This is a genomic window from Streptomyces solicamelliae (assembly GCF_045348655.1).
GTDB classification, from domain to species: domain Bacteria; phylum Actinomycetota; class Actinomycetes; order Streptomycetales; family Streptomycetaceae; genus Streptomyces; species Streptomyces solicamelliae.
The window spans coordinates 2,540,871-2,565,927 of the sequence record NZ_CP160404.1 but is presented as its reverse complement, the minus strand read 5'-3'; the positions used below and the strand labels follow the sequence as shown (position 1 = coordinate 2,565,927).

Sequence of the window (25,057 nt, the reverse complement as noted above, 5' to 3'; positions counted from 1 at the left end):
ACTCTTCAGGGTGAGTGACGGGACTCGAACCCGCGGCCACCTGGACCACAACCAGGTGCTCTACCAACTGAGCTACACCCACCATGACCGGCGGTTTACCCGAAGGTTTCCCCGACCGGCCGAGAAGAAGTCTACAGGGTCCGAGAGGGTGCTCGCGCCCGCATTGTTTTCGGTTCCTCTCGGGCGCGAGCCACGGCTCGTCCGCAGGTCAGTCGCGGGTCATTCCGCGGGCTGTACGTGCTTGGCCGCGATCTGCCGGGCGGTGTCGCTGTCCGGACCGGGCGGCGGGACGAAGATCGCCTCGCGGTAGTAGCGCAGCTCGGCGATGGACTCGCGGATGTCGGCGAGCGCCCGGTGGTTGCCGTTCTTCTCCGGACTGTTGAAGTACGCCCTCGGGTACCAGCGGCGGGCCAGCTCCTTGACCGAGGAGACATCGACGATCCGGTAGTGGAGGTAGCCCTCCAGTGCGGACATGTCACGGGCGAGGAAGCCGCGGTCGGTGCCGACCGAGTTTCCGCAGAGGGGAGCCTTGCGGGGCTCCTTCACGTGCTCGCGCACATAGGCGAGGACCTGGGCCTCGGCGTCGGCGAGGGTGGTGCCGCCCGCCAGCTCGTCGAGCAGCCCGGAGGAGGTGTGCATCGCGCGCACCACGTCGGGCATGGTCTCCAGGGCCGCGTCCGGCGGGCGGATCACGATGTCCACACCGTCGCCGAGCACGTTCAGTTCCGAGTCGGTGACCAGCGCGGCCACCTCGATGAGTGCGTCGTCCGTCAGCGAGAGCCCGGTCATCTCGCAGTCGATCCACACCATGCGATCGTTCATGCGTCCTACCTTATGGCTGATGGGCGCCCGGGGAGAGACCCCCGGACGCCCATCGGGCGCGACGGTGCGCTTCAGCTCGCGCTGCGCGGTCCCGGCAGGGCCGGGCGTCCGGAGGCGTACGCGTCCGACTGCGGCTTGCCCGGTTCGGGGGCGAGCTGCGCCGGGCGGCGGGCCGCCGCGGACGCCTGCGCCGGGACCATCGGGTCCAGGACCGTGGTCGCGGCCTCGCCCTGCGGGCGGCGGGCCCGGTAGGCGGCCCGGTACGCGGCCGGCGAGGAGCCCAGCTGGCGGCGGAAGTGCCCGCGCAGCGCCACCGGCGAGCGGAAGCCGCAGCGCCCGGCGACCTCGTCGACCGAGTAGTCCGAGGTCTCCAGGAGCCGCTGCGCCTGCAGCACCCGCTGGGTGATCAGCCACTGCAGCGGCGCGGATCCGGTCAGCGAGCGGAACCTGCGGTCGAACGTGCGCCGTGACATGTACGCGCGCGCCGCGAGGGTCTCCACGTCGAACTGCTCGTGGAGGTGCTCCAGCGCCCAGGCGACGACCTCGGCCAGCGGGTCGGCGCCGATCTCCTCCGGTAAAGATCGATCGAGGTAGCGCTCCTGACCGCCGCTGCGCCGCGGCGGGACGACCAGCCGGCGCGCCAGGGCGCCCGCGGCCTCCGTGCCGTGGTCGGTCCGCACGATGTGCAGACAGAGGTCGATGCCGGCGGCGGTGCCGGCGGAGGTCAGCACGTCCCCGTCGTCGACGAAGAGCTCCCGCGGGTCCACGTGGACCGACGGGTAGCGCTTGGCGAGCGTCGGCGCGTACATCCAGTGCGTGGTCGCCGGCCGGCCGTCGAGCAGCCCGGCCGCCGCGAGGACGAACGCGCCGGTGCACAGCCCGACGATTCTGGCGCCTTCCTCGTGCGCCCGGCGGATCGCGTCGAGCGCCTCCGGGGGCGGCGGCGAGGTGATCGACCGCCAGGCCGGCACGACGACGGTGCCCGCCCGGCTGATCGCGTCCAGTCCGTACGGCGCGGTGAGTTCGAGGCCCCCTGTGGTCCGCAGCGGGCCGTCCTCGCCGGCGCACACCAGCAGCCGGTAGCGGGGCACGCCGGCGTCCTGCCGGTCGATGCCGAACACCGAGAGCGGGATGGAGCTCTCGAAGATGGGGCCGCCGCTGAACAGCAGCACCGCGACGACTTCGCGGCGGCGGCGCCCGGAGAGTTTCCGCGCGGCCTCCGGTGCAACGGAGTCCTGGCTCATGACGCTAAGCCCCCCTCGGTGTTCGCGTCTCCCTGGTCCTGTCGCTCCTGCACGTTTCCCCTCGGTTTTGCACGAGTCCCCAGTCTTCGATACCCATGATCGAATCTACTGCGTCCCGTGGCGCCGGCGTGACAAGTTCTGCATCCGGCACATTGTCGACAAGGCAACTTGGCGCGAAGCATTCGATCACGAAGCGTTCCACTCGCGGGCCGCGCAGGGAAGTGGGTCGGACGCCGATGGCCCGTCCCCGTAGGGTGCGCAGGACGCTTCCGGGGCTTTCTTCGCTGGTGGCACCGGGGTTACGGGGTGCTTCCGGCAAGGACTCGCCGGTCAGGTGAAGTTGGCTGAAAACCTACGGGTGCGTGCGTGCGAATCCGTCAGTCCTGACGGGATTCCGGCGCCGTCTTCCGCCCCGGTTCCGTTCCGAGCGGCGCAGCAGCACCCGGCAGACCGCCGTCACCGCCGCCAGCCCGAGGGCGGTGCCCGCGGCCCCGCCCAGCGAGGTCCCGTACGCGAGCAGCACCACGGGCGCGACGACGCAGGCGAACAGCGCCCACCGGACGACGTCACCGGCGGGCTGGGCGGCGGAGGCGGACAGGGGGGCGGCCGGCGGTCCGGGCACGGAGGGGCTCCCTCGGGGTCGGGGGGTGTGACCCCGTGGCAACGAGGAGCGGAACGTTCCGGTCACTGGGCGGACGTCCGTTCGGCCTCCGTTCGGACGCCTGTAGGACACAAGCGGCATTGCCATATCGGGAGCGGCTCGTGCATGCTCCCTGGGACGCCGTGCGGAAGCCGTGCATGGGACGGGCGGCCCTGGGCAGGAGAGGAGTGTCGCCGTACCCTTGGGGGTATGGGCTTGGGAAGATGATTCCCGGACACGGCTCCGACGTCCCCCGTCGTTCCGTTCGACTGCTTCCTCGTTTCCTTCCTCAAGGACCTGATTCGCCGAGACACCGATGGCCGGTCACGAATTCCCCGAACCCGCGGACCGCAAGCGCGTCGCCGACTCCACGGTCGACCCGCTCGCGGTGGAACAGCCACGCCCGTCCTGCGACCCGGCCTTCCGGCACGGCGTCGTGGTGGGCTTCGACGGCTCCACGTCCAGTGAGCGCGCCCTCGCGTACGCGATCGGCATGGCCCGCCGCTCCGGCTCCGGCCTGATCATCGTGCACGTCGCCAACCGGCTGCCCACCACCGTCTGGGCGGGCTGCGAGCCGCCGGTCTTCGTCGACGTGCCCGATCACCGCACCGAGGTCCTCGGCCTGGAGCTGGCCTGCGCGGAGTATCTGAGCGAGGTTCCCTGGATCCTCGTCGAGCGCGGCGGTGACATCTGTCACGAGCTGGAGGAGGTCGGGCGCGAGTACTCGGCCGACGCCATCGTGGTCGGATCCACGCACGGGATCGTCGGGCGGATCTTCGGCTCGGTCGCCGGCCGCCTCGCACGCCGCGCCCAGCGGCCCGTCGTCGTCATCCCGTAACGGTCACCCCGCAGGCAGCGTCCCGTACCACCCGCGTCACCGCAGTCACTTCCCCAACTCCCTTTGTACGGCGATAAATCCCGCCATTCTCAGGTGAATTGTGTGCTTGTGAAGGGTACATAAAGAGTCACCGGAACCAGCACCCACGCAGCACAACTGCACACCTGAAGGGAGCCCGCCGTGGACAAGGACGTCGCCGCGGGAAACAGCACCTCCACACTCGGCCAGCTCGCACTCGGACTCACACTGCTCGCCTTCGGCATAGGCAGCACCGGTGTGATCGACAACGTCGCGGCGTCGAACGCCGCCTCCCTCGCCACCTGGGTCGGCGGGGTCACCCTGTTCCTCGTCGGTCTGCTCGCGCTGCGCGCGGGCAACTCCGGTGAGGGCACGGCGTATGCGGCCCTCGGCGCGTTCTGGTTCACCTGGGGCACCGCGGCGGGCGACCCGTCGTCGGCCGAGGCGACCGGGGTCTTCCTGCTGCTGTGGGCGCTGCTCGCGCTCACGCTGACGATGTCGGCGAAGGGCAGCGGACTCTTCGGACAGGGCGTGTACGGGCTGCTGTTCGTCTCCCTGCTGCTCTCCGGCGTCGCCTCGATGGCGGGCAACGACGGTCTGGGCAAGGCCGGCGGCTGGGTCGCGGCGGTGGCGGGCCTCGCGGCCTGGTACGGCGCGACGGCGGCGGTCGCGAACTGGCCGACGTCCCTGGGGCGTGCCGCGGGCCGGGGGGTGACGGCCACCGGCTGACGCGGCCCCGCCGGGCCCGCCGTTCCTGGGCGGGGGCCGCGGGCCCGGGAAAGAGAGCGGTCCCCGCGCACGGATGGTGTGCGCGGGGACCGCTCTCTTGTCCGGCCGGGCGTCCGGCTTCCGGGGACAGGCCGGAAGTGCGCCGGACGGGCTTTCCCGGCCGTGGCCGAGACGGCGGCTCCGGGGGACAGCCCGGAGCCGCGGGCCCTGGGGGACCGGCCCCCGGGGGCTGCTACTCGACCGTGACGGACTTGGCCAGGTTGCGCGGCTTGTCGATGTCGCGGCCCATGGCGAGCGCCGTGTGGTACGCGAAGAGCTGCAGCGGGATGCCCATGAGGATGGCGTCCAGCTCGTCCTCGTTCTTCGGCACGACGATGGTGTGGTCGGCCTTCTCCTGCGGCTGGTGGGCCACGGCGAGGATGCGGCCGCTGCGGGCCTTGATCTCCTCCAGGGCGGCGCGGTTCTTCTCGAGCAGGTCGTCGTCGGGGACGATCGCGACCGTCGGCAGGGCCGGCTCGATCAGGGCGAGCGGGCCGTGCTTCAGCTCGGAGGCCGGGTACGCCTCGGCGTGGATGTAGGAGATCTCCTTCAGCTTGAGGGAGGCCTCCAGGGCGACCGGGTAGCCGCGCACGCGCCCGATGAACATCATCGAGGCTGCGCCCGCGTACTCCTCGGCGAGCTTCTTGATCTCGTCCTCGTTCTGCAGGATCTCGGCGATCTGCTCGGGCAGCTTGCGCAGGCCCTCGATGATCCGCTTGCCGTCGGTGACGGACAGGTCGCGGATGCGGCCGAGGTGCAGGGCGAGCAGCGCGAAGGCGACGACGGTGTTGGTGAAGCACTTGGTGGAGACCACGCAGACCTCCGGGCCGGCGTGCACGTACACGCCGCCGTCGGCCTCGCGGGCGATGGCCGAGCCCACCACGTTGACCACGCCGAGGACGCGGGCGCCCTTGCGCTTGAGCTCCTGGACGGCGGCCAGCACGTCGTACGTCTCGCCGGACTGGGAGACCGCGATGTACAGGGTGTCGGGGTCCACGACCGGGTTGCGGTAGCGGAACTCGGAGGCCGGCTCGGCGTCCGCGGGGATGCGGGCCATGGACTCGATCAGCCCGGCGCCGATGAGGCCGGCGTGGTACGAGGTGCCGCAGCCGAGGATCTTGATGCGGCGGATGGTGCGGGCCTCGCGCGGGTCGAGGTTCAGGCCGCCGAGGTGCACGGTGGAGAAGCGGTCGTCGATCCGGCCGCGCAGCACGCGGTCGACCGCGTCGGGCTGCTCGGAGATCTCCTTGTGCATGTACGTGTCGTGGCCGCCCATGTCGTACGAGGCGGCCTCCCACTCCACGGTCTCCGGGGTCGCGGTGGTGGACGCGCCGGAGGTCGTGTAGGTGCGGAAGTCGTCGGCCTTCAGGGTGGCCATCTCGCCGTCGTCGAGGGTGACGACCTGGCGGGTGTGGGCGATCAGCGCGGCGACGTCGGAGGCGACCAGCATCTCCTTCTCGCCGATGCCGAGGATCACCGGGGAGCCGTTGCGGGCGACCACGATGCGGTCGTTGAAGTCGGCGTGCATCACGGCGATGCCGTAGGTGCCCTCGATGGCCTTGACCGCCTCGCGGACCTTCTCCTCGAGGGTCTCGGCCTGCGAGCGGGCGATGAGGTGGGTGATGACCTCGGTGTCGGTCTCGGAGGCGAAGACGACGCCGTCCGCCTCCAGCTTGGCGCGCAGCTCGGCGGCGTTGTCGACGATGCCGTTGTGGACGACCGCGACCTTGTTCTCGGGGTCCAGGTGCGGGTGCGAGTTCACGTCGCTGGGCGCGCCGTGGGTGGCCCAGCGGGTGTGCGCGATGCCGGTGGTGCCGGTGAAGCGCTTCGGGAGCTTGGCCTCCAGGTCACGGACCCGGCCCTTGGCCTTGACCATCTTCAGGCCGGACGACTTCGGGCTGGTGACGACCATGCCCGCCGAGTCGTAGCCCCGGTACTCCAGCCGCTGCAGGCCCTCCAGCAGCAGCGGAGCGACGTCGCGCTTGCCGATGTAACCGACGATTCCGCACATATAGGTGAAACCCCTCCTGGTAGTGAAGTGCTCGGCCGTCCGGGCGGTCAGCCGTAGACGATGCGGCGCAGCTGGCGGAGCGAGAGCTCCGGCGGCGCCACCGCGCGGTGCGGCAGTTCGGCCGCGATGCGTTCGAAGATCTCGGCGTTCACGGCGCCGCCGGACTGCAGTTCGCGATGGCGGCGGCGGACGAACTCCTCGGTCGTCTCGTCGAAGTACGCCAGCACGTCGAGCACCACCCGGGCGGCCTCACCGCGCGGGAGCGCGGTGCTGCGGACCAGGTGGTCGATCAGGTCGTCGTGCGACGGGCGGCGTTCGAGCACCCGGAAATACTGGGGGAGTCCCGCGAGCTTTGCAAGAATCCTGCCCGATTTCGGGCAGGCGGCCTCGCGAACCGGTCTGTGGAGCCCGAAATTGGTCTACACCTTGACGCTTGCTGGGGCGCACGGTACGCATGGTGACGGTTCGGCTACGCATCGGCTCGCATCGGTACGTATGAAAGGGACTGCCCGTGAGACAGCACAGAACGTTTCCGCGCGTGCTCGGCGCCCTGCTCCTCGTCGCGGCCGCCGGCATCTCCTGCGTCGGCGCCTCGCCCGCCGCCGGGACGGCCGCGGAACCGGTGACCCGGCCGCTCGGCCAGGTCGTCCCCGTACCCGCCTCGGTGAGCCCGGCCGGCTCCCCGTTCACCCTGACCGCCGCCACCCGCATCCGCGTCGACCGCGGCGCGGCCGGCGCGGTCGCCGTCGGCGAGTACCTCGCCGGCGTCCTGCGCCCCTCCACCGGCTACCCGCTGCCCGTCACCGACGACACCGGCCACGGCGGCATCCTGCTCAAGCTCAGCGCGCGCGACTCCGCCCTCGGCGAGGAGGGCTACCGCCTCCGCTCCGGCCGCGGCGGCGTCACCCTCACCGCCCGCACCCCGGCCGGCCTCTTCCGCGCCGTCCAGACCCTGCGCCAGCAGCTGCCCGCCCGGGTCGAGCGGCGCACCCTCCAGCCGGGCCCGTGGACCGTCGCCGGCGGCACCGTCACCGACACGCCCCGGTACGCCTGGCGGGGCGCGATGCTCGACGTCTCCCGGCACTTCTTCACCGTCGACCAGGTGAAGCGGTACGTCGACCAGCTCGCCCTCTACAAGATCAACAAACTGCATCTGCACCTCAGCGACGACCAGGGCTGGCGCATCGCCATCGACTCCTGGCCCCGCCTCGCGACCTACGGCGGCTCCACCCAGGTCGGCGGCGGGCCCGGCGGGTACTACACGAAGGACGACTACAAGGCGATCGTTGCGTACGCGGCCTCCCGCCACATGGAGGTCGTCCCCGAGATCGACATGCCCGGCCACACGAACGCGGCCCTCGCCTCGTACGCCGAACTGAACTGCGACGGCGTGGCCCCGCCGCTGTACACGGGCACGAACGTGGGCTTCAGCTCGCTGTGCGTGGCGAAGGAGGCGACGTACGACTTCGTCGACGACGTGATCCGCGAGCTCGCCGCGCTGACGCCGGGGCAGTACCTCCACATCGGCGGAGACGAGGCCCACTCCACCAGCCACGCCGACTACGCCGCCTTCATGGACCGCGTCCAGCCGGTCGTCGCGCAGTACGGCAAGACCGTCGTCGGCTGGCACCAGATCACCGGCGCGACCCCGGCGCCCGGCGCCCTCGCCCAGTACTGGGGGCTGGACCGTACGAGCGCGGCGGAGAAGGAACAGGTCGCGGCCGCCGCGCGGAACGGCACCGGCCTGATCCTGTCGCCGGCGGACCGTACGTACTTGGACATGAAGTACGACGCCGCCACGAAGCTCGGCCTCTCGTGGGCCGGCTACGTCGAGGTCCAGCGCTCGTACGACTGGAACCCGGCCGCGTACCTGCCCGGCGCCCCCGCCGAGGCGATCCGCGGCGTGGAGGCCCCGCTGTGGACGGAGACGATCTCGGAGAACGCCCACATCGACCGGATGGCCTTCCCGCGTCTGCCGGGCGTCGCGGAACTGGGCTGGTCCCCGGCGGAGACGCACGACTGGGACTCCTACAGACTGCGCCTCGCGGCACAGGGCCCGCGCTTCGAGGCGCTCGGGATCGACTACCACCGCTCGCCCCAGGTCCCCTGGTCATAGGCCCTGTTCGGGGGTCAGCCGGGTGGCGGGGCTCTGCGTGCGCGGCGGGGCGGTGGCACGGAGACTGACGGCATGTCCGTGCCAAGCGAGGAGCCGTCCCGGCCGGCGTCGGCACCGTCCCGCCCTGCGCCGGCGTCGGCACCGTCCCGCCCGGCGTCGGCGTCGACGATGGCGTCCTTCCTGAGCAGGGCGGCGTACGTGGTGGCGCCGGGGACGGCCGTCATCGGCCTGCTGTACTACTTCGCCAGCGTGTACACCGACTCCTACTACGCGGCCTTCGGCGTGCCGTCGTCCGACCTCCAGCTCTCCGTCCAGGCCTACCTGGCCAAGAGTCCCGAGGCGGTCTTCGGCCCCGTGTGGTTCCTGCTGGTCTGCGGACTGACGGTGCTGCTGGTGCTCGGCCGGGTCGGCCACGTGCTGGCCCGCCCCGGGAACGAGAAGCGGCGAGCGGCGGTGTGCTGGTGGTTCCTCGTCGTCGGTCTCCTCCTGGTCCTCCTGGGGTTCCCCGTCTTCTTCGGCCGGCGGATTCCCACACCCCTCCCCGACTCCTGGTGGGGGACGCCGTTCGTCCCTCCCTTCATGGTGGCTCTGGGCGCCACCATGGCGTTCTTTGCCGTGCAGCAGCGTCTCCAGCACAGCGTGGACGAGGACGACGGCCCGCGCGACGAGACCGCCGACCGGTTGTGGTCCGCGGGCGGCGCCCTGTTGATCGGGCTGCTGGCCATGAGCGTGTTCTTCGGCGTCTCCCGGTACGTCGCCGAGTCCGGGAGGACCGATGCCTGGACGGCCATCGAAGGGGGGCACACGGGGAGCCTGCCCGTCGTGGTCTACTCGCAGGTCCCGCTCATCCATCACGCGAAGAACATCAAGGACAAGGACATGGGCGCCGACAAGGGCCCGTACCGGTACGAGTACCGGGGGTTCCGCCTGCTCGTGAAGTCCCCGTCGCGCTTCTACCTCGTGTCCTACGCCTCGCGGTACGAGGACCACCTGACGGTCGTGCTGCCCGACAACGAGACCATGCGCGTGGAGATGACCTCGCCCGTCAAGTGAACCGGGGCCCTGATCCGGCGGGCCGGCCTAGGTCGGGTCGGGGGCCGTGGGGTCGGTGGGATCTGTGGGGTCGGTCGGGTCCGTCGGATCGGTCGGGTCTGTGGGGTTGGTCGGGTCCGTGGGATCGGTGGGGTCGGTCGGGTCTGTGGGGTCGGTCGGGTCCGTGGGGTCCGTCGGGTCGGTCGGGTCGGTGGGGTCGGTCGGGTCGGTGGGGTCCGTGGAGTCGGTCGGACCAGTGGACTCTTCGTCGATCGTCTCCCCGGAGAAGGGCACGGTGAGCGTCTCGCCCTGTGAGGTCTCGACGGTCATCACTCCGCTGTAAGGGCCCGCCACGGAGGCCGTGACCGTGAGGGTCATCACGCAGGACCCGCCGGGCGGGACCTCGCCAGAGCAGGCGCGGGGATTCGCCGCCGCCTGCACACCGTCGCCGTCGGTGCTCGTGAACACATTCACGACGGAGAGGTTCTGGTCGGAATCGTTCTGGACCTTCACTGATGCGCGCGCTTCGCGGCCCACCTTTGCGGTCGGCACGCGGACGGGGGCGGACTGGCCGCCGCCCTTCCCTGGGAAGAGTGTGCTGCCCGCTTCCGGCGTGTGTGTCGGCGAGTCCGTCTCACCGCCCTGCTGTGCGCTCCCGCTCCCGCAGGCGGCCGACGCGACGAGGGCGGCGATCACTGCTGCTTCCGCCATGCCACGGGCGAGTCGATTCCTCACGGCGTCAGCACCTCCGTTCCCGGCCGGCGGATCCGGCCCGACGTCACCCTTCCCCGGCGACGCTGAGTAGCCGCCGAGTTCCCTCTCGTGACGCAAAGTGATCGCCTGAATGGAGGGGGCCGTGCTTCGGGGAGCGGAAGACGGAGCCTGCGGTCCGGGGGGACCGTACCCCCGGACCGCAGGCTGGTTCGGGTCAGGCGAACCGGGCGATCGGGTTCGCCAGGTCGCCGACGAGCTGCAGGGCGCCCGACGGGTCCGCCAGGTCGACCATCTGCTTGTTGTTGCGGAGCTGAAGGCGGTTCAGGGCGGAGAGGGCGAAGGTCTCCGTGAACATGTCGTACTGGGCGAACTTCTCCGCCAGCTCCGGCTTCGACGCCTGATAGGCATGCACGCAGGACGCCACCGTCGACCAGAAGGCGTCCTCGTCCACGACGCCCTCCGCGGCCAGGGTGGCTCCGAGGAAGCGGAAGAAGCAGTCGAAGACGTCGGTGAAGACCGACAGCAGCTTCATGTGCTCCGGGACCTCCGCCCGGATCCGCTCCACCGCCGGCGGAAGGACCGCGTCCGGGTCCATCACGCAGATCTCCTCGGCGATGTCCTTGAACACCGCGCGGACCACCGCGCCGCTCTCGTCCAGGACCAGGATCACGTTCTCGCCGTGCGGCATGTACACCAGGTCGTAGGCGTAGAAGCTGTGCAGCACCGGGAGGAGGTACGCGTCCAGGTACCGGGCCAGCCACTCCTTCGGGGGCAGGCCCGACCGGCGGATCAGGGCCGCCGCCAGCGACCTGCCCTCGTGGTCCACGTGCAGCAGCGACGCCATGGTCGCCAGGCGCTCGCCCTTCCCGAGCGAGGCCACCGGGCTCTCGCGCCACAGCGCGGCCAGCATCTTGCGGTACGGGGAGTAGCGGTCCGTCGCGGCCTCGTACTCCAGGTGCCGGTAGCCGACCGCCGCCCGCTCGCGGATGATCGAGAAGCGGGCCTCCTTGAGGACCGGGTCCGCCTCGATCAGTCCGGCCAGCCAGTCGTTGATCGCCGGCGTGGCCTCCATGTAGGCGGCCGAAAGCCCGCGCATGAAGCCCATGTTGAGCACGGACAGGGCCGTCTTGACGTAATGCTTCGTCGGAGACGACGTGTTGTAGAACGTGCGGATCGACTGCTGGGCCAGGTACGCGTCGTCGCCCTCGCCCAGGTACACCAGGCGCTCCTGCGCGACCTCGGCCGCGAAGGTGACGGACAGCTTGTTCCACCACTGCCAGGGATGTGCCGGGATCAGGAGGTAGTCGGCCAGGTCCAGGCCGCGCGAGGCCAGCGTCTCGGCGAAGCCGTCGACCGCGTTGTCGCCCAGTTCCGCCCGGATGAACGCGTCGTACTCGATGTCCGCGCCCGCCGTGAACGTCGCGCGGTCGCGCCGCGCGGCCAGCCAGATCAGGTGGATCGGGGAGGCGGCCTCCGGCGCGTACGCGCGGTACTCGTCCACACCGAAGCCGAGCCGGCCGTTGTTGGCGACGAAGCAGGGGTGGCCCTCGGTCATCCCCGTCTCGATCGCCTGGAAGTCGGCGCGGGCCAGCTCGGCGGCCGTGACGGGCGGCTTGGTCGACTTGTACGCCGTGCCGGCCAGGGTGGACGAGATCTCCTCCAGATACACCGGCAGGATCTCGTCGCTCAGGCCCAGCGCCTGCCGCAGTTCGGTGATGAACTGCAGCGCGTCCAGCCCCAGTTCCTCGCCATTGCGCAGACGGGTGATCGACGCGGCGTCGACCTGCCAGTGGTCGAGGGCGTACCGGTCCGCGGTGAAGCGGTACTCGGTCGCGCCGTCGTCCGACAGCACGCGGTACGTGCCGTCCCCGAGGTCCTCCGGCGTCAGCAGCCGCTCGTGCGCGAACTCGGCGAGACCCTTGCGGATCAGCGCCCGGTTCGCGTCCGCCCAGCGCTCGGGGGTGAGGTGTGCGACGGGGTTCATACGGCGGCTCCCACGGCTGCCTCGAACTGTGCCCGCGTGCAGAAGCTCAGCAGCGCCCGCTTCTCCGGCTTCTCGATCTCCCGCTCCGGAACGAACCCCACCGCCTCGTTCAGCGCGTGCACCGCCTTGTTGCGGACGTCCGGCTCGACGACCACGCGGGCCGTCGCCGGGTCGGCGAACAGCTCCCGCATCACCTCGGTGATCACCATGCGGGTGAAGCCGTGCACCGGGGTGTCGCTGGGCGCGACCAGGAAGTGCATGCCGACGTCCCCGGGCTGCGGCTCGTACAGGCCGACCAGCTCGAGGTGCGCCGGGTCGTAGCGCTCCATGAGGACCGCGGGCTTCTCGTCCACGAGGCCGATGAAGGCCTGGTGGTGCGGGTCGGCGGCGAAGCCCATGTACTCGCGCTCGACGTCCTCCAGTTTCGCGTCCTGCATCATCCAGAAGGCGGCCTTGGGGTGGGTGACCCAGGGGTGGATCAGCTCCGCGTCCTTGAGCGGATCGAGGGGGCGGAAACGTACGGTCATACGGCGAACTCCTGGAACGCGATGGTCTTCTCTACGGGGTAGTGCTCGCGGCCCAGCAGCTCGCGGACCAGGTAGGCGTTGCGGTAGGCGCCCATGCCCAGGTCGGGGGAGGTGATGGAGTGCGTGTGGACGCCGGCGTTCTGGAGGAAGACCGCGCCGCCCGTCGTGTCGATCGAGTAGTTGCGGGCCACGTCGAAGCGGCCCTGGCCGTCCCAGCGGAGCCGGTCGCGGACCGGCTCCAGGAAGGCGGGGACGGCGTACTTGTAGCCGGTGGCGAGGATCAGGCCCTCGGTCTCCAGGGTGAAGTCCTTCTCCTGCTCCTCCTGGCGGAAGCCGAGCGCGTACGTGCCCGTGGTCTCGTCGTACGAGGCGGTCCGCAGGGCCGCGTTGGTGAGGAGGCGGGTGGGGACCGGGCCGGCCAGGTTCTTCTGGTAGAGCAGGTCGAAGATCGCGTCGATCAGTTCGCCGTCGATGCCCTTGAACAGGCCCTTCTGCTCCGTCTCCAGGCGGTAGCGGGTCCGCTCGGGCAGCGCGTGGAAGTAGTCCACGTACTCCGGAGAGGTCATCTCCAGGGTGAGCTTGGTGTATTCGAGGGGGAAGAAGCGAGGGGAGCGGGTGATCCAGTTCAGCTTGTAGCCGTGGACGTCGATCTCGCTCAGCAGGTCGTAGTAGATCTCGGCGGCGCTCTGACCGCTGCCGACGAGAGTGATCGACTTCTTCTTCTGGAGCTCCTCCTTGTTCGGGAGGTAGCGCGAGTTGTGGATCGCGTCGCCGCCGAGGCCCCGGCAGGACTCGGGGACGTACGGCGGGGTGCCGGTGCCCAGGACCAGACGGGCCGCGCGGAACGTTTCCCCGGAGTCGGTGGCGACGACGTACTGCTCGGCCGTCTCGTCGTACGTCACCTTCGTGACGGTCGTCGAGAAGCGGATGCTGTTCAACTTCTCGGCGGCCCAGCGGCAGTAGTCGTTGTACTCGGTGCGCAGCGGATAGAAGTTCTCACGGATGTAGAACGAGTACAGCCGGCCGCGCTCCTTCAGGTAGTTGAGGAAGGAGTACGGGGACGTCGGGTCGGCGAGGGTGACCAGGTCCGACATGAACGGCGTCTGGAGGTGGGCGCCCTCCAGGAACATCCCGGAGTGCCACTCGAAGTGCGGCTTGGACTCCAGGAAGACGCCGTTCAGCTCGTCGAGCGGCTCGGTCAGACAGGCGAGGCCGAGGTTGAAGGGGCCGAGCCCGATGCCGATGAAATCAAGAGGCTGCGTGGACAAGGGTCTCTCCCAGGTACTGCTCGGCGTGGCCGGCGATCAGATCAAGGACGGCGGCGATGTCGGACACCGTCGTCTCGGGGTTGAGCAGGGTGAACTTCAGGTACTGGCGGCCGTCGACCTTCGTCCCGGCGACCACGGCCTCCCCGGAGGCGAACAGGGCCTTGCGGGCGTGGAGGTTGGCGCGGTCGATCTCGGCGGGCGAGGTGGCGTCCGCGGGGATGTAGCGGTAGACCAGGGTGGACAGCTGCGGCTGGACGACCACGTCGTAGCGCGGGTCGGCGGCGAGCAGCTCGAAGCCGGCGCGGGCGAGGTCGCAGACCTCGTCGAAGAGCTCGCCGACGCCGTCGGCGCCCATCACGCGCAGCGTCATCCACAGTTTGAGGGCGTCGAAGCGGCGGGTGGTCTGGAGCGACTTGTCCACCTGGTTGGGGATCTGCTCGGCGACCGTGGTGGGGGTCCCCCCTGCTCGAGCGGAGCCGAGATCCTGGGGGAGGGGGTTGAGGTAGTCGGCGTGGTACGTGGCGTGCCGCAGGGTGGCGCCGTCGCGGACCAGGACGGCGGAGGAACTCACCGGCTGGAAGAAGGACTTGTGGTAGTCCACGGTGACCGAGTCGGCGCGCTCGAAGCCGTCGAGGAGATGACGGCGGGTGCGCGAGGCGAGGAGTCCGCAGCCGTAGGCGGCGTCGACGTGCATCCAGGCGCCGTACTCGTCGGCCAGCGCGGCGATCTCGGGCAGCGGGTCGATGGAGCCGAAATCGGTGGTGCCGGCGGTGGCGACGATCGCCATCGGGACCAGGCCCTCGGCGCGGCAGGCGGCCAGTTCGGCGGCGAGGACCACGGACTGCATCCGCTTCTCGCGGTCGACGGGAACGGGGATGACGGCCTCGCGGCCGAGGCCGAGCAGCTGGGCGGACTTCTGGACGCTGAAGTGGCTGCACTCGGAGGTGAAGATCCGCAGCTTCAACAGGTCCGCCGTCTTGGCCTCCTCGCGGGCCAGCAGCAGTGCCTGGAGGTTGGACTGGGTGCCGCCGGAGGTGAACACGCCGTCGGCTGCCGGGCCGAGGCCGATGCGGCCGGCCGTCCAGTCGATCAGTCGGCGCTCGATGAGGGTGGCGCCGGCGCTCTGGTCCCAGGTGTCGAGGCTGGAGTTGACCGCGGAGAGCACCGCTTCGCCGAGCACCGCCGGGATGACGACCGGGCAGTTGAGGTGGCCCAGGTAGCGGGGGTGGTGGAAGTACACCGCGTCGCGGAGGTAGACGTCCTGCAGCTCGTCCAGGGCGGCGGAGGTGTCCCCGAGTGGCCGGTCCAGGTCGACGGCGTCGATGACGGGGGCCAGTTCCTGGGGCGTGATGCCGGTGAACGGCCGTCGCGTGGCGGCGAGTCGGTCCGCCACCCGCTCCACTCCTTCGGTGACGGAGCGACGGTAGCGGTCCGCCGTCGAGTCGTTGAGCAGGTGCGAGCGCATGGGGATGGGTCCTCCGGACGTGGAGAGGGGCGAGGGGGTTGGCGTGAAGTAAGGTTAGCCTAACCTAACTTCACTCGCAACGGCCCCTCGCCCCCTTGGTGGGTGGTGAGTTGTCCGGGTTCGGGTGTCTTCTACTCCTCCTCGGGAGCCTCGCGCAGGGCGTCCTCGGACAGGCCCCTGCGCCAGTAGCCGACGAAGGTGACCCGCCGCTTGTCGATGCCGCGCTCGCGCACGAAGTGGCGGCGCAGCGCCTTGATCGCGCCGGACTCGCCGGCGATCCACACGTACGGGTCCGCGCCCGGCAGTTCGGCCGCCGCGACCGCCTCGACGGCGGACGGCGCGCCCTCCTCGCGGACGAGCCAGGTGACGGTGGCGTCGGCCTCGGTGGCCAGGTCCATGCGGTCGCCGGAGTACGGCACCTCGAGGAACACGTGCGCGCGGGTCTCGGCCGGCAGCCACTCCAGGATCGCGGAGGCGGCGGGCAGGGCCGTCTCGTCCGCCCAGATCAGCACGGAGTCGGCGTCGTCGGGGAGCTGGAAGCGGACCCCGGTGTTCTGCGCGACCGCGGGCCCGAGCAGGACGACCCGGTCGCCGGGCTTCGCCTGCTGGGCCCAGCGGCAGGCGGGGCCGACGCCCGCTGCGTCAGCAGCTGATGTCGCTGTATGGACGGCGAAGTCGATGTCGACCTCCGCCGGGTCGGTGCGCTGCTCGCGGACCGTGTACGAGCGCATCACGGCGCGCTCGTCGGCCGGCATCGCGCGCCAGGCGCCCAGGATCGCGTACATGTCCGGGTCGTCGAGCGGCGGCAGGACGGGCGCGTCCTGGCCGGGGTGCGGCAGGAAGAGGGAGAGCGACTGGTCGCGCCCCCCGGAGGCGAACCGCTTGAGGTCCGGGCCGGTGAAGGTGACACGGACCAGGGACGGGCCGAGCCGCCGCGTCCGGTCGACCTGGAGGGAGAAGAACTGGAACGGGGCGGTCTCGGCGGGCGTCATCGGGGTCAGGCCACCTTCGTCGCGTTCTCGAGCGCCTTGGCCAGGTCCTCCAGGAGCGGGGCGCACTTGGCGTACGAGTAGACGGGCTCGGTCACGCGCGGGATGACCTGGCCGGCCTTGACGGCGGGCAGCGCGGCCCAGGTCGGCTTGGCCTTCAGGGCCTCCGGCTGCAGGGCCGAGGTGCGGTTGTCGAGCATGATGATGTCGGCCGCGTACTTGTCGACCTGCTCCCAGCTCAGGCCCTCGAACCAGCCGCCCTGGTCGAGCTTGGTCGGGACGACCAGGTTCACGCCCAGCTCCTTGAAGTAGAGCGTGTCGGTCGGGCGGACCGGGGTGGAGACGTAGAAGAGGTCGGGGGAGCCGGAGCCGATCAGGACCTTGATGTCCTTCTTGCCCTGGGCGGCCTTGCGGACGCGCTCGGCGGCGGCCTCGAAGCGGGCCTTGTCGGCGAGGATCTGCTTGGTCTTCACGTCCGCGCCGAGCGAGGCGGCGAGGTCGGCGTGCCGCTGGAGCACGGCCGGCATGGACTTGTCGGCGGCCCAGAGGGCGACGGACGGGGCGATCTTGAGGATCTTGTCCTTCTGCTCGGCCGGGACGTACCAGAGGTCGTTCTTCTCCCACATGTCGGTGATGAGGACCTCGGGCTCGAGCTTGAGGTACTCCTCGATCTTGAACTCGCCCCAGACGTTGCCGATGACCTTGACCTTGGCGATGTCGAGGTCGCCGGCCTGGACGTCCGGCTTCTTCTCCTTGGTCTTCGGGTCTTCGACGTAGGTCGGGCCGAAGACGCCCTTGACCTCGATGCCGAAGTCCTTGAGGGCGGCGGCGGTGCCGGTGAAGGCGACGATGTTCTTCGGGGTGGACTTCGTCTTCACGACCTGGCCGCGGTCGTCCTTGAACTCCCAGGCGCCGGACTTCTCCGACGCTTTGCCGGCGTCCTTCGTGTCGGTACCGCAGGCTGCGAGTGCGGCGCCGAGCCCGAGGGCGCTGCCGGCGGCGAGCAGGCCGCGACGGGTGAGGTGGGTGGCTCGGGCGTTGCTGGGCATGGCGGTTCCGCTCTCGTGCGCTGGGTCGAAGTCGAGGGTAGGTTAGCCTAACCTCACCGCTACTTGTCCAGAGGGTGATCGGGGGCCGGAACGCAAGGGTGGGGCGGAGCGCCGCGCAGCACGGGGGTGAAGAAGCGCGGCACTCCGCCCCATCCGGGTGAGGGCGTGCAGGCCGTGGCGCGCCCACGATGGCAGTGTGGCCGCAGGGGCTCGAGGGCCACTGACGGCCCGTCGGAGCCTCGCTCCAGCCGCCTTCGAGGGCCGTTCCCTAGCTTCGCTGCCGACCCGGACGGCGAAGGGAGACCCCGTGGGACGGTCCAGGAAGTGGTTGCGCCGGCTGTGGCGGGACGCGGAGGTGGGGCTGGCCGCGCTGGGGCAGGGATTCGGCCTCTACACGACCCCGGAGTGCTACGGCTACGTCGTCCTGCCCTCCGCCGAGCCGTTCCCGGAGCGGATGACTCCCCAAGAGGCCGCGCTCTGGGCCGAGTTGGGGGAGGTGTGGCGGGAGCTTGAGCCGGAGCTCAGGACGATGCGATCACAACCGCCGACGCCACGTCCGCATCATGAGTGAGCGACAGATGCCATGAGGAGATGCCGAGTTGGCCGGCCAGGGCGGCGACACCGCCCCGTACGTGCAGGGCGGGCCGGCCGTCGGGCCCGGTGTGCACCTCCACGTCGTGCCAGCGCAGACCGCCGGGCGCGCCGAGGCACTTCGCCACGGCCTCCTTGGCCGCGAACCGCGCCGCCAGGGAGGCCGTCGCCCTGCGCGCACCGGACGGCCCCACGAGCTCCGCGGGGGTGAACAGCCGGTCGGCGAGGCCGGGGTTCCGCTCCAGCGCGAGCCCGAACCGCGTGATCGCCGCCACGTCGATCCCGACCCCGGCGATGGGCGGCCCCGCGGGGGCGGCCTCGGCCTTGAACGCCCGCCCCAGTCGCCGCCCGATCCCGGTGAATATGCGGACACCCCGCCTGCTGTCGTCACGTCGCATGCCCCGCAGGGTCGCAGTCCCGACTCGACGCCGACTCGAAGGACCGGAGTGCCGCGGCGGCTGAGTACGATCGCCTACGCCGGTCTGAGTACGCGAGCGGTCGCCCGCCGCACGGGGCGCCGGAAGGGTGGGGCGCATGCGCCGACTGCTGCTGCTCGTCCCGCTGTTGCTGCTGTTCGCCGCCGCCTGCGGGGTGCTGCTGGAGACCCCCGAGGCCAAGGCGGAGGACGCCGCGCGGGAGGTGGCCACGAGGGCGGGCGAGCGGCTGTCCAGCCAGCGTCCGCGCACGGCCGAGGAGGTCGGGTACTCCGCCTCCCGCATCGACGGGGTGGAGGTGCTGCGGGTCACGGGCACCGATACGCACGACGGGGACGGCGTCGACGTGGTCATCCGCACGTCCGGCACGGCTCAGGACGGTTGGGACGGCCAGGACATGGTCACCGTGCGGCCCTGTTTCGCGGTGCGGGTGTCGCCCAAGGCGGAGTGGGGCGAGGAGCCCGACTACGTCGACTGCCCGGACAACCCTCCGCTGACCTTCGCCCCGCCGCCCGAACCGCCCGAGCTTCCGTACGAGGAGCTCCGCGCGAAGCTCCCCCGGGTGCCGAAGGGCGGCCGGGCGGACGAGGCCGAGGTGCGCCGTACGGTCGCCGCCCTGGACATGGATCCGGCGATCGTCACCGAGGTGAAGGCGGACGGAGGTCGGGTCGGCGTCCTCCTGCTGGTCAGGGGCAACGGATTCGACGCGCAGGACTGCCTCCTCGCCCGCGTCGAACCCGGCGCCACCGAGGTGTGGGTGCCGTCCCGGATCCAGCGCATGCCCGGAGAGGGCGGCTGCTCCGTCGGCAACGCCCTGGACCCGGCTCCGCCCCCGCACTGATGCGGGGCCGCTCGCTCAGGCGGCCCTCGTCTTCGCCTCCGGAGTGCCCGGCCTGCCCCCAGGGCCACCGGGGCCGCCCGGACCCCTCGCCTCCAGCCTGTCGTCCTTCATCAGCAGGGCTGGGATCAGGGCGACGAGCAGGACCGGGACCGCCGAGAGGAAGACCGTGCCGAGCGCGTTGCCGTACGCCTCGGCCACCTGCGGGTTCGTCCGCGACGGGTCCCAGGTGCCGGCCGTGACCGACTGCGCCGTGTCGGCGGGGAGCAGGCGGGTGGCCTCGGTGGCCAGGCGGGTGTTGAGGAGGGCGCCGAAGACCGTGGCGCCGAAGGCCGTGCCCAGGTTGCGGGCCAGGCCGACCGTGGAGGTGCTGACGCCCAGGTGCGCGCGGGGGGAGGTGCTCTGGGCGACCAGCGTGGTGACCTGGGACGAGAGGCCGACCCCTACGCCCATGACCGCCAGCAGCGTGGCGACCTTCGCCGGGGTCGCGTGCGCCGTGTCCAGGGACATCAGCAGCGCCGCCACCGCGGCCAGCGCCGTGCTCGCCACCGGGAACCACTTGTAGCGGCCGGTCCTGCCGATGATCTGGCCCGCCACCACCGTCGCCACCGCCATGCCGATCATCGCCGGCAGGAACAGCAGGCCCGTCTGCGAGGCGCTCGCCCCGGTCACCGTCTGCAGGAACAGCGGCACGAAGTTGACGCAGCCGAAGAACGCGAAGCTCACCGCGAAGGCCACCGTCACGCAGATGGCGAACGTGCGGTCGCCGAAGAGCGCGAGGGGGACGATCGGTTCCGGGGCCTTGCGCTCGCGCAGGACCCAGGCGACCGCCAGGACCACCGCCGCGGCTCCCAGGGCGAGCACCCGTGCGTCCGTCCAGCCCTCGCGGCCCGCGAAGTCCGTGGCCAGCACGAGGGCTGCGATCAGCAGGGTGAGCAGCGCCGTGCCCGGGTAGTCGATGCGCGGCCGGGTGGCCGGGCGCGGGCCGGCGGGCAGCAGCAGGCGGAGGCCGGCCAGGGCGAGCAGGCCGAGCGGGATGTTCACGTAGAAGATCCAGCGCCAGCCGAGCTGGTCGGTCAGGACGCCGCCCACCAGCGGTCCCGCCAGGTTCGCGAGCACCATCACACCGGCGAAGAAGCCCTGGTACCTGGCGCGTTGCCGCGGCGGCATCAGGTCGCCGAGCACCGCGAACGCGCTCACCTGCAGCCCGCCGCCGCCGAGGCCCTGCAGGGCGCGGTAGGCGATCAGCTCGCCCATGGAGTCGGCGGCGCCGCACGCCGCGGAGCCCACCAGGAAGATGACGACCGCGGAGAGGTACACGGTCCGGCGGCCGAACAGATCGCCGAGTTTGCCGTAGATCGGCATGGCCACGCTGAAGGTGAGCATGTACGCGGTGAAGGTCCAGCTGTACAGATCGAGGGCGCCCAGTTCGGCGGTCAGCCGGGGGCCCGCGGTCGCGACGATCGACTGGTCGAGCATCGACATCGCGCTCGTCAGCAGCAGCGCGGCGAGGAGCAGGGGGAACCGTGGCGGCAGAGGGCGCTCGGGCGCGGCGCCGGGGGCCCGCCCCTGGGGGCGGCCCGGGCTGGGTCCGGTCATCGTCGTTCCTCCAAGGTGAGACGCACGTAGATTTGTTCATCAATTACATGCTTTCCTCATATGATTGCCCTCGGTAGCGTAACCTCGCAACCGGGCTCCGGCAGTGAGGTTCCGGAGGCTTCCTGGTGAGCGGCCGTGGTCCGGTTCTTGTCGAGTGCAGCTCAAGCGGAAGTCAAGTGATCCACCTCACGCTCACGAAGTGCATCAGGCCGTAGGAGATGCAAGCCACGGGAGGGGCAGTGCTGCAGATCGGGTTACTGGGAACCCTGCAAGTCGTGCACGACGGCGTGAACGTGACGCCCTCCGCTCCAAAGGTCCGACAGGTCCTCGCCCTGCTGGCGCTGCGCGCCAACAGCACCGTTCCACTGCACCAGCTCGTGGAGGAGCTCTGGGAGGAACGACCACCGTCCAGCGCGGCCACCACGCTCCAGACGTACATCTACCAACTGCGCAAGCTGCCCGGCCTCAGCCTGGAGACGACGCCCGGCGGCTACCGGCTGTCGGTGCCCCAGGGCTGCCTGGACAGCATGCGCTTCACCGAACTCGCCGACCTCGGGCGCACGGCCATGGAGGAGGGCGCGGTCACCGAGGCCGCCGACCTGCTCCACCGGGCCCTCGCCGTCTGGCGGGGGCCCGCTCTGTCCGACCTCACCCCCGGCCCCATCGTCGGCATCGACGCGCTGCGGCTGGCGGAGCAGCGGTACGAGGTCCTGGAGGAGCGCATCGACGCCGACCTCCTCCTCGGCCGGCACCACCGGCTGATCAGCGAACTGACCGCGCTCGCGGCGGACAACCCCACGCGTGAGGGGCTGCACGCCAAGCTCATGCTGTCGCTCTACCGCGCGGGCCGGCGGCCGGACGCCCTGGAGGTCTTCCAGCGCATCCGCCGGGTCCTCATCCGGGAACTCGGCCTGGAGCCCTGCTCGGAGCTGCAGTGGCTGCACCAGCAGGTGCTCGCCGGGGACCGCGGCCTCGACCTGCCCGCCGGCCGGGCGACCGTCCACGCCGCGCCGGAGGTCCGGCCCCCGGTGAAGCTCCCCGCCGACGCCCCGCTCATCGGCCGCGACACCGAACTCGCCCGCGTCGGGCGTATGTTGTGCGAACCCGCGGCCCAGGGCCCCAAGTGCGTCTGCGTCGCCGGCGCGCCCGGCGTCGGCACCACGTCCTTCACCGTCGCCCTCGCCCACCGGCTCGGCGAGGCCTTCCCGGACGGCCGGCTGTACGTGTCGTTCGGCGACCCGGCCGCTCCCCGCCGGGTCGAGGACGTCCTCGGCGAACTGCTCGAAGCCGTCGGGCATGCCCGCTCCGCGCTGCCCGACGGCCGGGCGGAGCGGGCCGCCCTGCTCCGCGCATGGACCGCCGGCCGCCGGGTGCTGCTCGTCGTCGACCACGTGGCCGCGGCCCACCAGGTCGCCGACCTGCTCCCGGAGGACTCCGGCTCCGCCGTCCTCGTCGCCGGCTACCGGCGGCTGTGCGGCGGGCACTTCGGCGCCCCGGTGGACCTCCTGCCCATCGGGCCGGAGCAGGCGCAGGAGCTGTTCCTCGGCGCGCTCGGCCGGGACCGGCTGCTCGGCGAGGACTCCTCGCGCACCCTGCTGGACCTGTTCGGCGGGCTGCCCGGCCCGATGGCCGAGGCCGTGGGCCTGCTGGAGCTGAGACCCCACTGGTCGGTGCGGCAGCTCGTCGACTGGATGGGCCGCGACCGGCCCGCCCCCACCGGCCAGCGCCCGCACCCGTTCCACCACGTGCGCCGCCGCTGCGGCGGGCTCGACCCGCGGGTCGGCGACGCCCTCGCCAAACTGGCGGGCGAGGCCGACGACGTACTGACGGTGGAGGAGGCCGCCCGGATCCTCGGCGGCAACGCGGACCTCGCCGAGGAACTCCTGGAGGAACTGGTCGAGTTCTTCCTGCTCGAGGTGGACCTCGTCCGCGACGGCTCCTCCGAGCGGTTCTTCCAGTACCGGATGCCGCCGCTGCTCCGCATGGCCCTGCGCACGGTCCCGGTGGGCGCGCCGGCCTGACCCGTGACGACCGCGCGTGGTGGGGGCACCCCGGTCCGGGGCGCCCCTACCACGCGTACCGCTCACAGGTCCACGCTGTCCCCGTGCTCCAGGAGCCAGGTGTTGACCTGCAGCGCCATCTCGATGTTCATCCGGTGCAGCCAGTCCTGCGCGTGTGCCTCGCCCTCCGGGCCGGTGACCGCGCGGGCCTTGTCCAGGTCGAGCAGCGGCCGCACCGGGGAGGCCGGGTCGGCGAGCACCTCGGCGAACTCGGCGTGCAGGGCCTTGGTGTACGTGGCGTCCTGGCTCACCGGGAACGGCGCCTTCGGCCGCTCCAGGACCTGCTCGGGCAGCAGGTCCGCCACCGCCGCCCGCAGCAGGCTCTTCTCCCGGCCGTCGAAGGTCTTCAGCTCCCACGGGATGTCGTAGGCGTACTGGACGAGACGGTGGTCGCAGAACGGCACCCGGACCTCCAGGCCGGAGATCATGCTGAGCCGGTCGTTGCGCTCCAGGAGCCGGGGCAGCCAGTGCGTCAGGTGCAGGTGGCAGATCTCCCGCGCACGGCGGGCCTCCGGGGACTCGCCGGGCAGCCGCGGGATGTCCGCCATGGCCTGGGAGTACCGCTCCGCGTAGTACGCGGGCATGTCGAGACGGGCGGCGAAGGCGGGCGACAGCAGCCCCTGGCCCAGCCCGTCGCGGGTCCCCGGGTGCCACTGCTCGAAGGCCACCCACGGGAACTGCGCCTCGTCGGCCAGGTCCGGGATGTGCACCCAGCTGTAGCCGCCGAAGATCTCGTCGGCGCTCTCCCCGGTCAGCGCCACCTTCGAGTGCCGGCTCACCCCGGCGAACGCCCGGTACGTGGAGGTGTCCATGTCGCCGAACGGCGCGGGCACGTCCTGCGCGCGCAGCACCCCGCGCCGGGCCGCCGGGTCGATGAGGTCGGCGGTGGTCAGCTCGATCTCCAGATGGTCCGCGCCGATGTGCTCGGCGACCGCCCGTGCGTAGGGGGCGTCGGGGGCGCTGCGCACCAGGTCGGCCTTGAAGTCGTCGCTGTACCCGCTGTACGTGACGGTGGTGGTGCGGATCCGCTCGCCGCCGGAGCCGCGGCGGGCGCGGGCGGCGAGCGCGGCGACGGCGCTGGAGTCCAGACCGCCGGAGAGCAGCACGCTCAGCGGCACGTCGGAGACCAGCTCGCGGGCGACGCTGGCCTCCAGCAGCTCGCGCACGGCCGTGACCGTCTCCTCCAGGGAGTCCTCGTGCGGCCGCGCCTCCAGCCGGAAGTACCGGCGCAGGGACATCCCGCCGTCCGCGCCGTACGTCAGGGTGTGGCCGGGCGGCAGGTCGCGGATGTCGCGGTACACGCTCTCGCCCGGGGCGCGGGCCATCGAGAACAGCACCCGCAGCCCGTCGAGGTCCACGGCCGGCCGCACCGCCGGATGGGCCAGCAGCGTCTTGGGCTCGGAGCCGAAGACCAGGCCGTGGGCGGTGGGCGCGTAGTACAGGGGCTTGATGCCGAACCGGTCCCGGGCGAGGAACAGGCTCCGCCGGCGCGGGTCCCACACGGCGAAGGCGAACATGCCCTCCAGGCGCTCCACGCACCGCTCGCCCCACTCCAGATAGGCGTGCAGCACCACCTCGGTGTCGCTGCGGGTGCGGAACCGGTGGCCGAGACCGGCCAGTTCGGCCCGCAGCTGCGGGAAGTTGTAGACCTCGCCGTTGTACGTGAGGACCGCGGCGGGGCGGGCCTGCGACGCGTCGGCGTCGGACATGGGCTGCGCGCCGCCGGCCACGTCGATCACGGCGAGCCGGGTGTGGATCAGCGTGGCGTACGGGTCCGCCCACACGCCCCGCCCGTCCGGCCCGCGGCAGGCCATGGTCCCCGCCATCCCCTCCGCGAGCCCGGGGTCGTCCGTGACCGGCCCGCCCTCGCGGCGGACCCAGCCTGCGATGCCGCACATGCGGTTCTCCTTTCGTGGCTGTCGGTTGCCCTGCCGCAAAGATCCCGGGACACGCTCGAAGCCGTGTGGAGAGGCGCTGGAAGCGGGACTTGACATTGAGCGGGCCGGCTCGTTGACCGCTCCTCGACCCGGGTCAAGAATCGAATAAGCAG

The 25,057-nt window shown here is 71.4% G+C and carries 22 protein-coding genes and 1 tRNA gene; 7 read left to right on the top strand and 16 right to left on the bottom strand.

Annotated features, from left to right (window positions below; all coding sequences use genetic code 11):
• Positions 1 to 9 precede the first annotated feature (9 nt).
• From ABZO31_RS11795 to ABZO31_RS11780, 4 genes are all read right to left on the bottom strand, one after another.
• A tRNA-His gene (locus ABZO31_RS11795) sits at positions 10 to 82 on the bottom strand.
• 137 nt (positions 83 to 219) lie between these two features.
• Positions 220 to 822: an oligoribonuclease gene (gene orn / locus ABZO31_RS11790; protein ID WP_406861109.1), complete on the bottom strand. Its 603-nt coding sequence runs from the start codon at positions 820 to 822 to the stop codon at positions 220 to 222.
• A gap of 71 nt (positions 823 to 893) precedes the next feature.
• Entirely contained in the window at positions 894 to 2,066 is a 1,173-nt protein-coding gene (locus ABZO31_RS11785; protein ID WP_406861108.1) for a helix-turn-helix domain-containing protein, read from the bottom strand.
• A gap of 352 nt (positions 2,067 to 2,418) precedes the next feature.
• The gene (locus ABZO31_RS11780; protein WP_406861107.1) at positions 2,419 to 2,688 is read right to left on the bottom strand and encodes a hypothetical protein; all 270 of its coding nucleotides are present in this window, start codon (positions 2,686 to 2,688) and stop codon (positions 2,419 to 2,421) included.
• A 334-nt stretch (positions 2,689 to 3,022) separates the two neighbouring features.
• Between ABZO31_RS11780 and ABZO31_RS11775 the strand changes: the two genes are divergently transcribed.
• Both ABZO31_RS11775 and ABZO31_RS11770 read left to right on the top strand, forming a co-directional pair.
• Positions 3,023 to 3,544: a universal stress protein gene (locus ABZO31_RS11775; protein WP_406861106.1), complete on the top strand. Its 522-nt coding sequence runs from the start codon at positions 3,023 to 3,025 to the stop codon at positions 3,542 to 3,544.
• A gap of 180 nt (positions 3,545 to 3,724) precedes the next feature.
• Positions 3,725 to 4,291, top strand: a complete 567-nt coding sequence (locus ABZO31_RS11770; protein WP_406861105.1) for a GPR1/FUN34/YaaH family transporter — start codon at positions 3,725 to 3,727, stop codon at positions 4,289 to 4,291.
• Positions 4,292 to 4,523: 232 nt separating this feature from the next.
• On the opposite strand, the gene glmS is transcribed toward ABZO31_RS11770, so the two are convergent.
• Positions 4,524 to 6,341, bottom strand: coding sequence for a glutamine--fructose-6-phosphate transaminase (isomerizing) (gene glmS, locus ABZO31_RS11765; protein WP_406861104.1), 1,818 nt, complete (start codon positions 6,339 to 6,341; stop codon positions 4,524 to 4,526).
• A 47-nt stretch (positions 6,342 to 6,388) separates the two neighbouring features.
• On the bottom strand, positions 6,389 to 6,664 hold the full coding sequence (locus ABZO31_RS11760) for a hypothetical protein (RefSeq protein ID WP_406861103.1): 276 nt from the start codon (positions 6,662 to 6,664) through the stop codon (positions 6,389 to 6,391).
• 188 nt (positions 6,665 to 6,852) lie between these two features.
• Here ABZO31_RS11760 and ABZO31_RS11755 point away from each other — a divergent pair, with 188 nt between their 5' ends.
• Positions 6,853 to 8,457 (top strand): beta-N-acetylhexosaminidase, encoded by a 1,605-nt coding sequence (locus tag ABZO31_RS11755; RefSeq protein WP_406861102.1) that lies wholly within the window; start codon positions 6,853 to 6,855, stop codon positions 8,455 to 8,457.
• 72 nt (positions 8,458 to 8,529) lie between these two features.
• Positions 8,530 to 9,510, top strand: a complete 981-nt coding sequence (locus ABZO31_RS11750) for a hypothetical protein (RefSeq protein ID WP_406861101.1) — start codon at positions 8,530 to 8,532, stop codon at positions 9,508 to 9,510.
• A 27-nt stretch (positions 9,511 to 9,537) separates the two neighbouring features.
• Here the strand turns inward: ABZO31_RS11750 and ABZO31_RS11745 are convergent, their stop codons facing one another.
• The 7 genes from ABZO31_RS11745 to ABZO31_RS11715 form a co-directional block, all read right to left on the bottom strand.
• Positions 9,538 to 10,185, bottom strand: a complete 648-nt coding sequence (locus ABZO31_RS11745) for a hypothetical protein (protein WP_406861100.1) — start codon at positions 10,183 to 10,185, stop codon at positions 9,538 to 9,540.
• A 232-nt stretch (positions 10,186 to 10,417) separates the two neighbouring features.
• Entirely contained in the window at positions 10,418 to 12,187 is a 1,770-nt protein-coding gene (locus ABZO31_RS11740; RefSeq protein ID WP_406861099.1) for an IucA/IucC family protein, read from the bottom strand.
• On the bottom strand, positions 12,184 to 12,714 hold the full coding sequence (locus ABZO31_RS11735; RefSeq protein ID WP_406861098.1) for a GNAT family N-acetyltransferase: 531 nt from the start codon (positions 12,712 to 12,714) through the stop codon (positions 12,184 to 12,186). The genes ABZO31_RS11740 and ABZO31_RS11735 overlap by 4 nt, the downstream gene beginning before the upstream one ends.
• Positions 12,711 to 13,982, bottom strand: a complete 1,272-nt coding sequence (locus tag ABZO31_RS11730; protein ID WP_406861097.1) for a lysine N(6)-hydroxylase/L-ornithine N(5)-oxygenase family protein — start codon at positions 13,980 to 13,982, stop codon at positions 12,711 to 12,713. The genes ABZO31_RS11735 and ABZO31_RS11730 overlap by 4 nt, the downstream gene beginning before the upstream one ends.
• A complete protein-coding gene (locus tag ABZO31_RS11725) occupies positions 13,963 to 15,447 on the bottom strand; it encodes a pyridoxal phosphate-dependent decarboxylase family protein (protein WP_406861096.1) in 1,485 nt (494 codons plus the stop codon). Before ABZO31_RS11725 ends, ABZO31_RS11730 begins: the two co-directional genes overlap by 20 nt.
• A 131-nt stretch (positions 15,448 to 15,578) precedes the next feature.
• Complete coding sequence (locus ABZO31_RS11720) at positions 15,579 to 16,439, bottom strand: siderophore-interacting protein (protein ID WP_406861095.1); 861 nt, start codon at positions 16,437 to 16,439, stop codon at positions 15,579 to 15,581.
• Positions 16,440 to 16,444: 5 nt separating this feature from the next.
• Entirely contained in the window at positions 16,445 to 17,485 is a 1,041-nt protein-coding gene (locus tag ABZO31_RS11715; RefSeq protein ID WP_406861094.1) for an ABC transporter substrate-binding protein, read from the bottom strand.
• Positions 17,486 to 17,792: 307 nt separating this feature from the next.
• Between ABZO31_RS11715 and ABZO31_RS11710 the strand changes: the two genes are divergently transcribed.
• Positions 17,793 to 18,056, top strand: a complete 264-nt coding sequence (locus ABZO31_RS11710) for a hypothetical protein (RefSeq protein ID WP_406861093.1) — start codon at positions 17,793 to 17,795, stop codon at positions 18,054 to 18,056.
• Here ABZO31_RS11710 and ABZO31_RS11705 read toward each other — a convergent pair.
• Positions 18,007 to 18,372, bottom strand: a complete 366-nt coding sequence (locus tag ABZO31_RS11705; RefSeq protein WP_406865323.1) for a holo-ACP synthase — start codon at positions 18,370 to 18,372, stop codon at positions 18,007 to 18,009. The genes ABZO31_RS11710 and ABZO31_RS11705 overlap by 50 nt on opposite strands.
• A 238-nt stretch (positions 18,373 to 18,610) precedes the next feature.
• Here ABZO31_RS11705 and ABZO31_RS11700 point away from each other — a divergent pair, with 238 nt between their 5' ends.
• Positions 18,611 to 19,351 carry a translation initiation factor IF-2 gene (locus ABZO31_RS11700; protein ID WP_406861092.1) on the top strand — a complete coding sequence of 247 codons (741 nt, stop codon included), beginning with the start codon at positions 18,611 to 18,613 and terminating at the stop codon, positions 19,349 to 19,351.
• A gap of 15 nt (positions 19,352 to 19,366) precedes the next feature.
• Here ABZO31_RS11700 and ABZO31_RS11695 read toward each other — a convergent pair whose 3' ends face one another.
• The gene (locus ABZO31_RS11695; RefSeq protein ID WP_406861091.1) at positions 19,367 to 20,947 is read right to left on the bottom strand and encodes an MDR family MFS transporter; all 1,581 of its coding nucleotides are present in this window, start codon (positions 20,945 to 20,947) and stop codon (positions 19,367 to 19,369) included.
• 275 nt (positions 20,948 to 21,222) lie between these two features.
• Here ABZO31_RS11695 and ABZO31_RS11690 point away from each other — a divergent pair, with 275 nt between their 5' ends.
• Positions 21,223 to 22,968 (top strand): AfsR/SARP family transcriptional regulator, encoded by a 1,746-nt coding sequence (locus ABZO31_RS11690; RefSeq protein WP_406861090.1) that lies wholly within the window; start codon positions 21,223 to 21,225, stop codon positions 22,966 to 22,968.
• Between the two features lie 62 nt (positions 22,969 to 23,030).
• On the opposite strand, the gene asnB is transcribed toward ABZO31_RS11690, so the two are convergent.
• Positions 23,031 to 24,905 (bottom strand): asparagine synthase (glutamine-hydrolyzing), encoded by a 1,875-nt coding sequence (gene asnB, locus ABZO31_RS11685; protein ID WP_406861089.1) that lies wholly within the window; start codon positions 24,903 to 24,905, stop codon positions 23,031 to 23,033.
• Positions 24,906 to 25,057 lie beyond the last annotated feature (152 nt).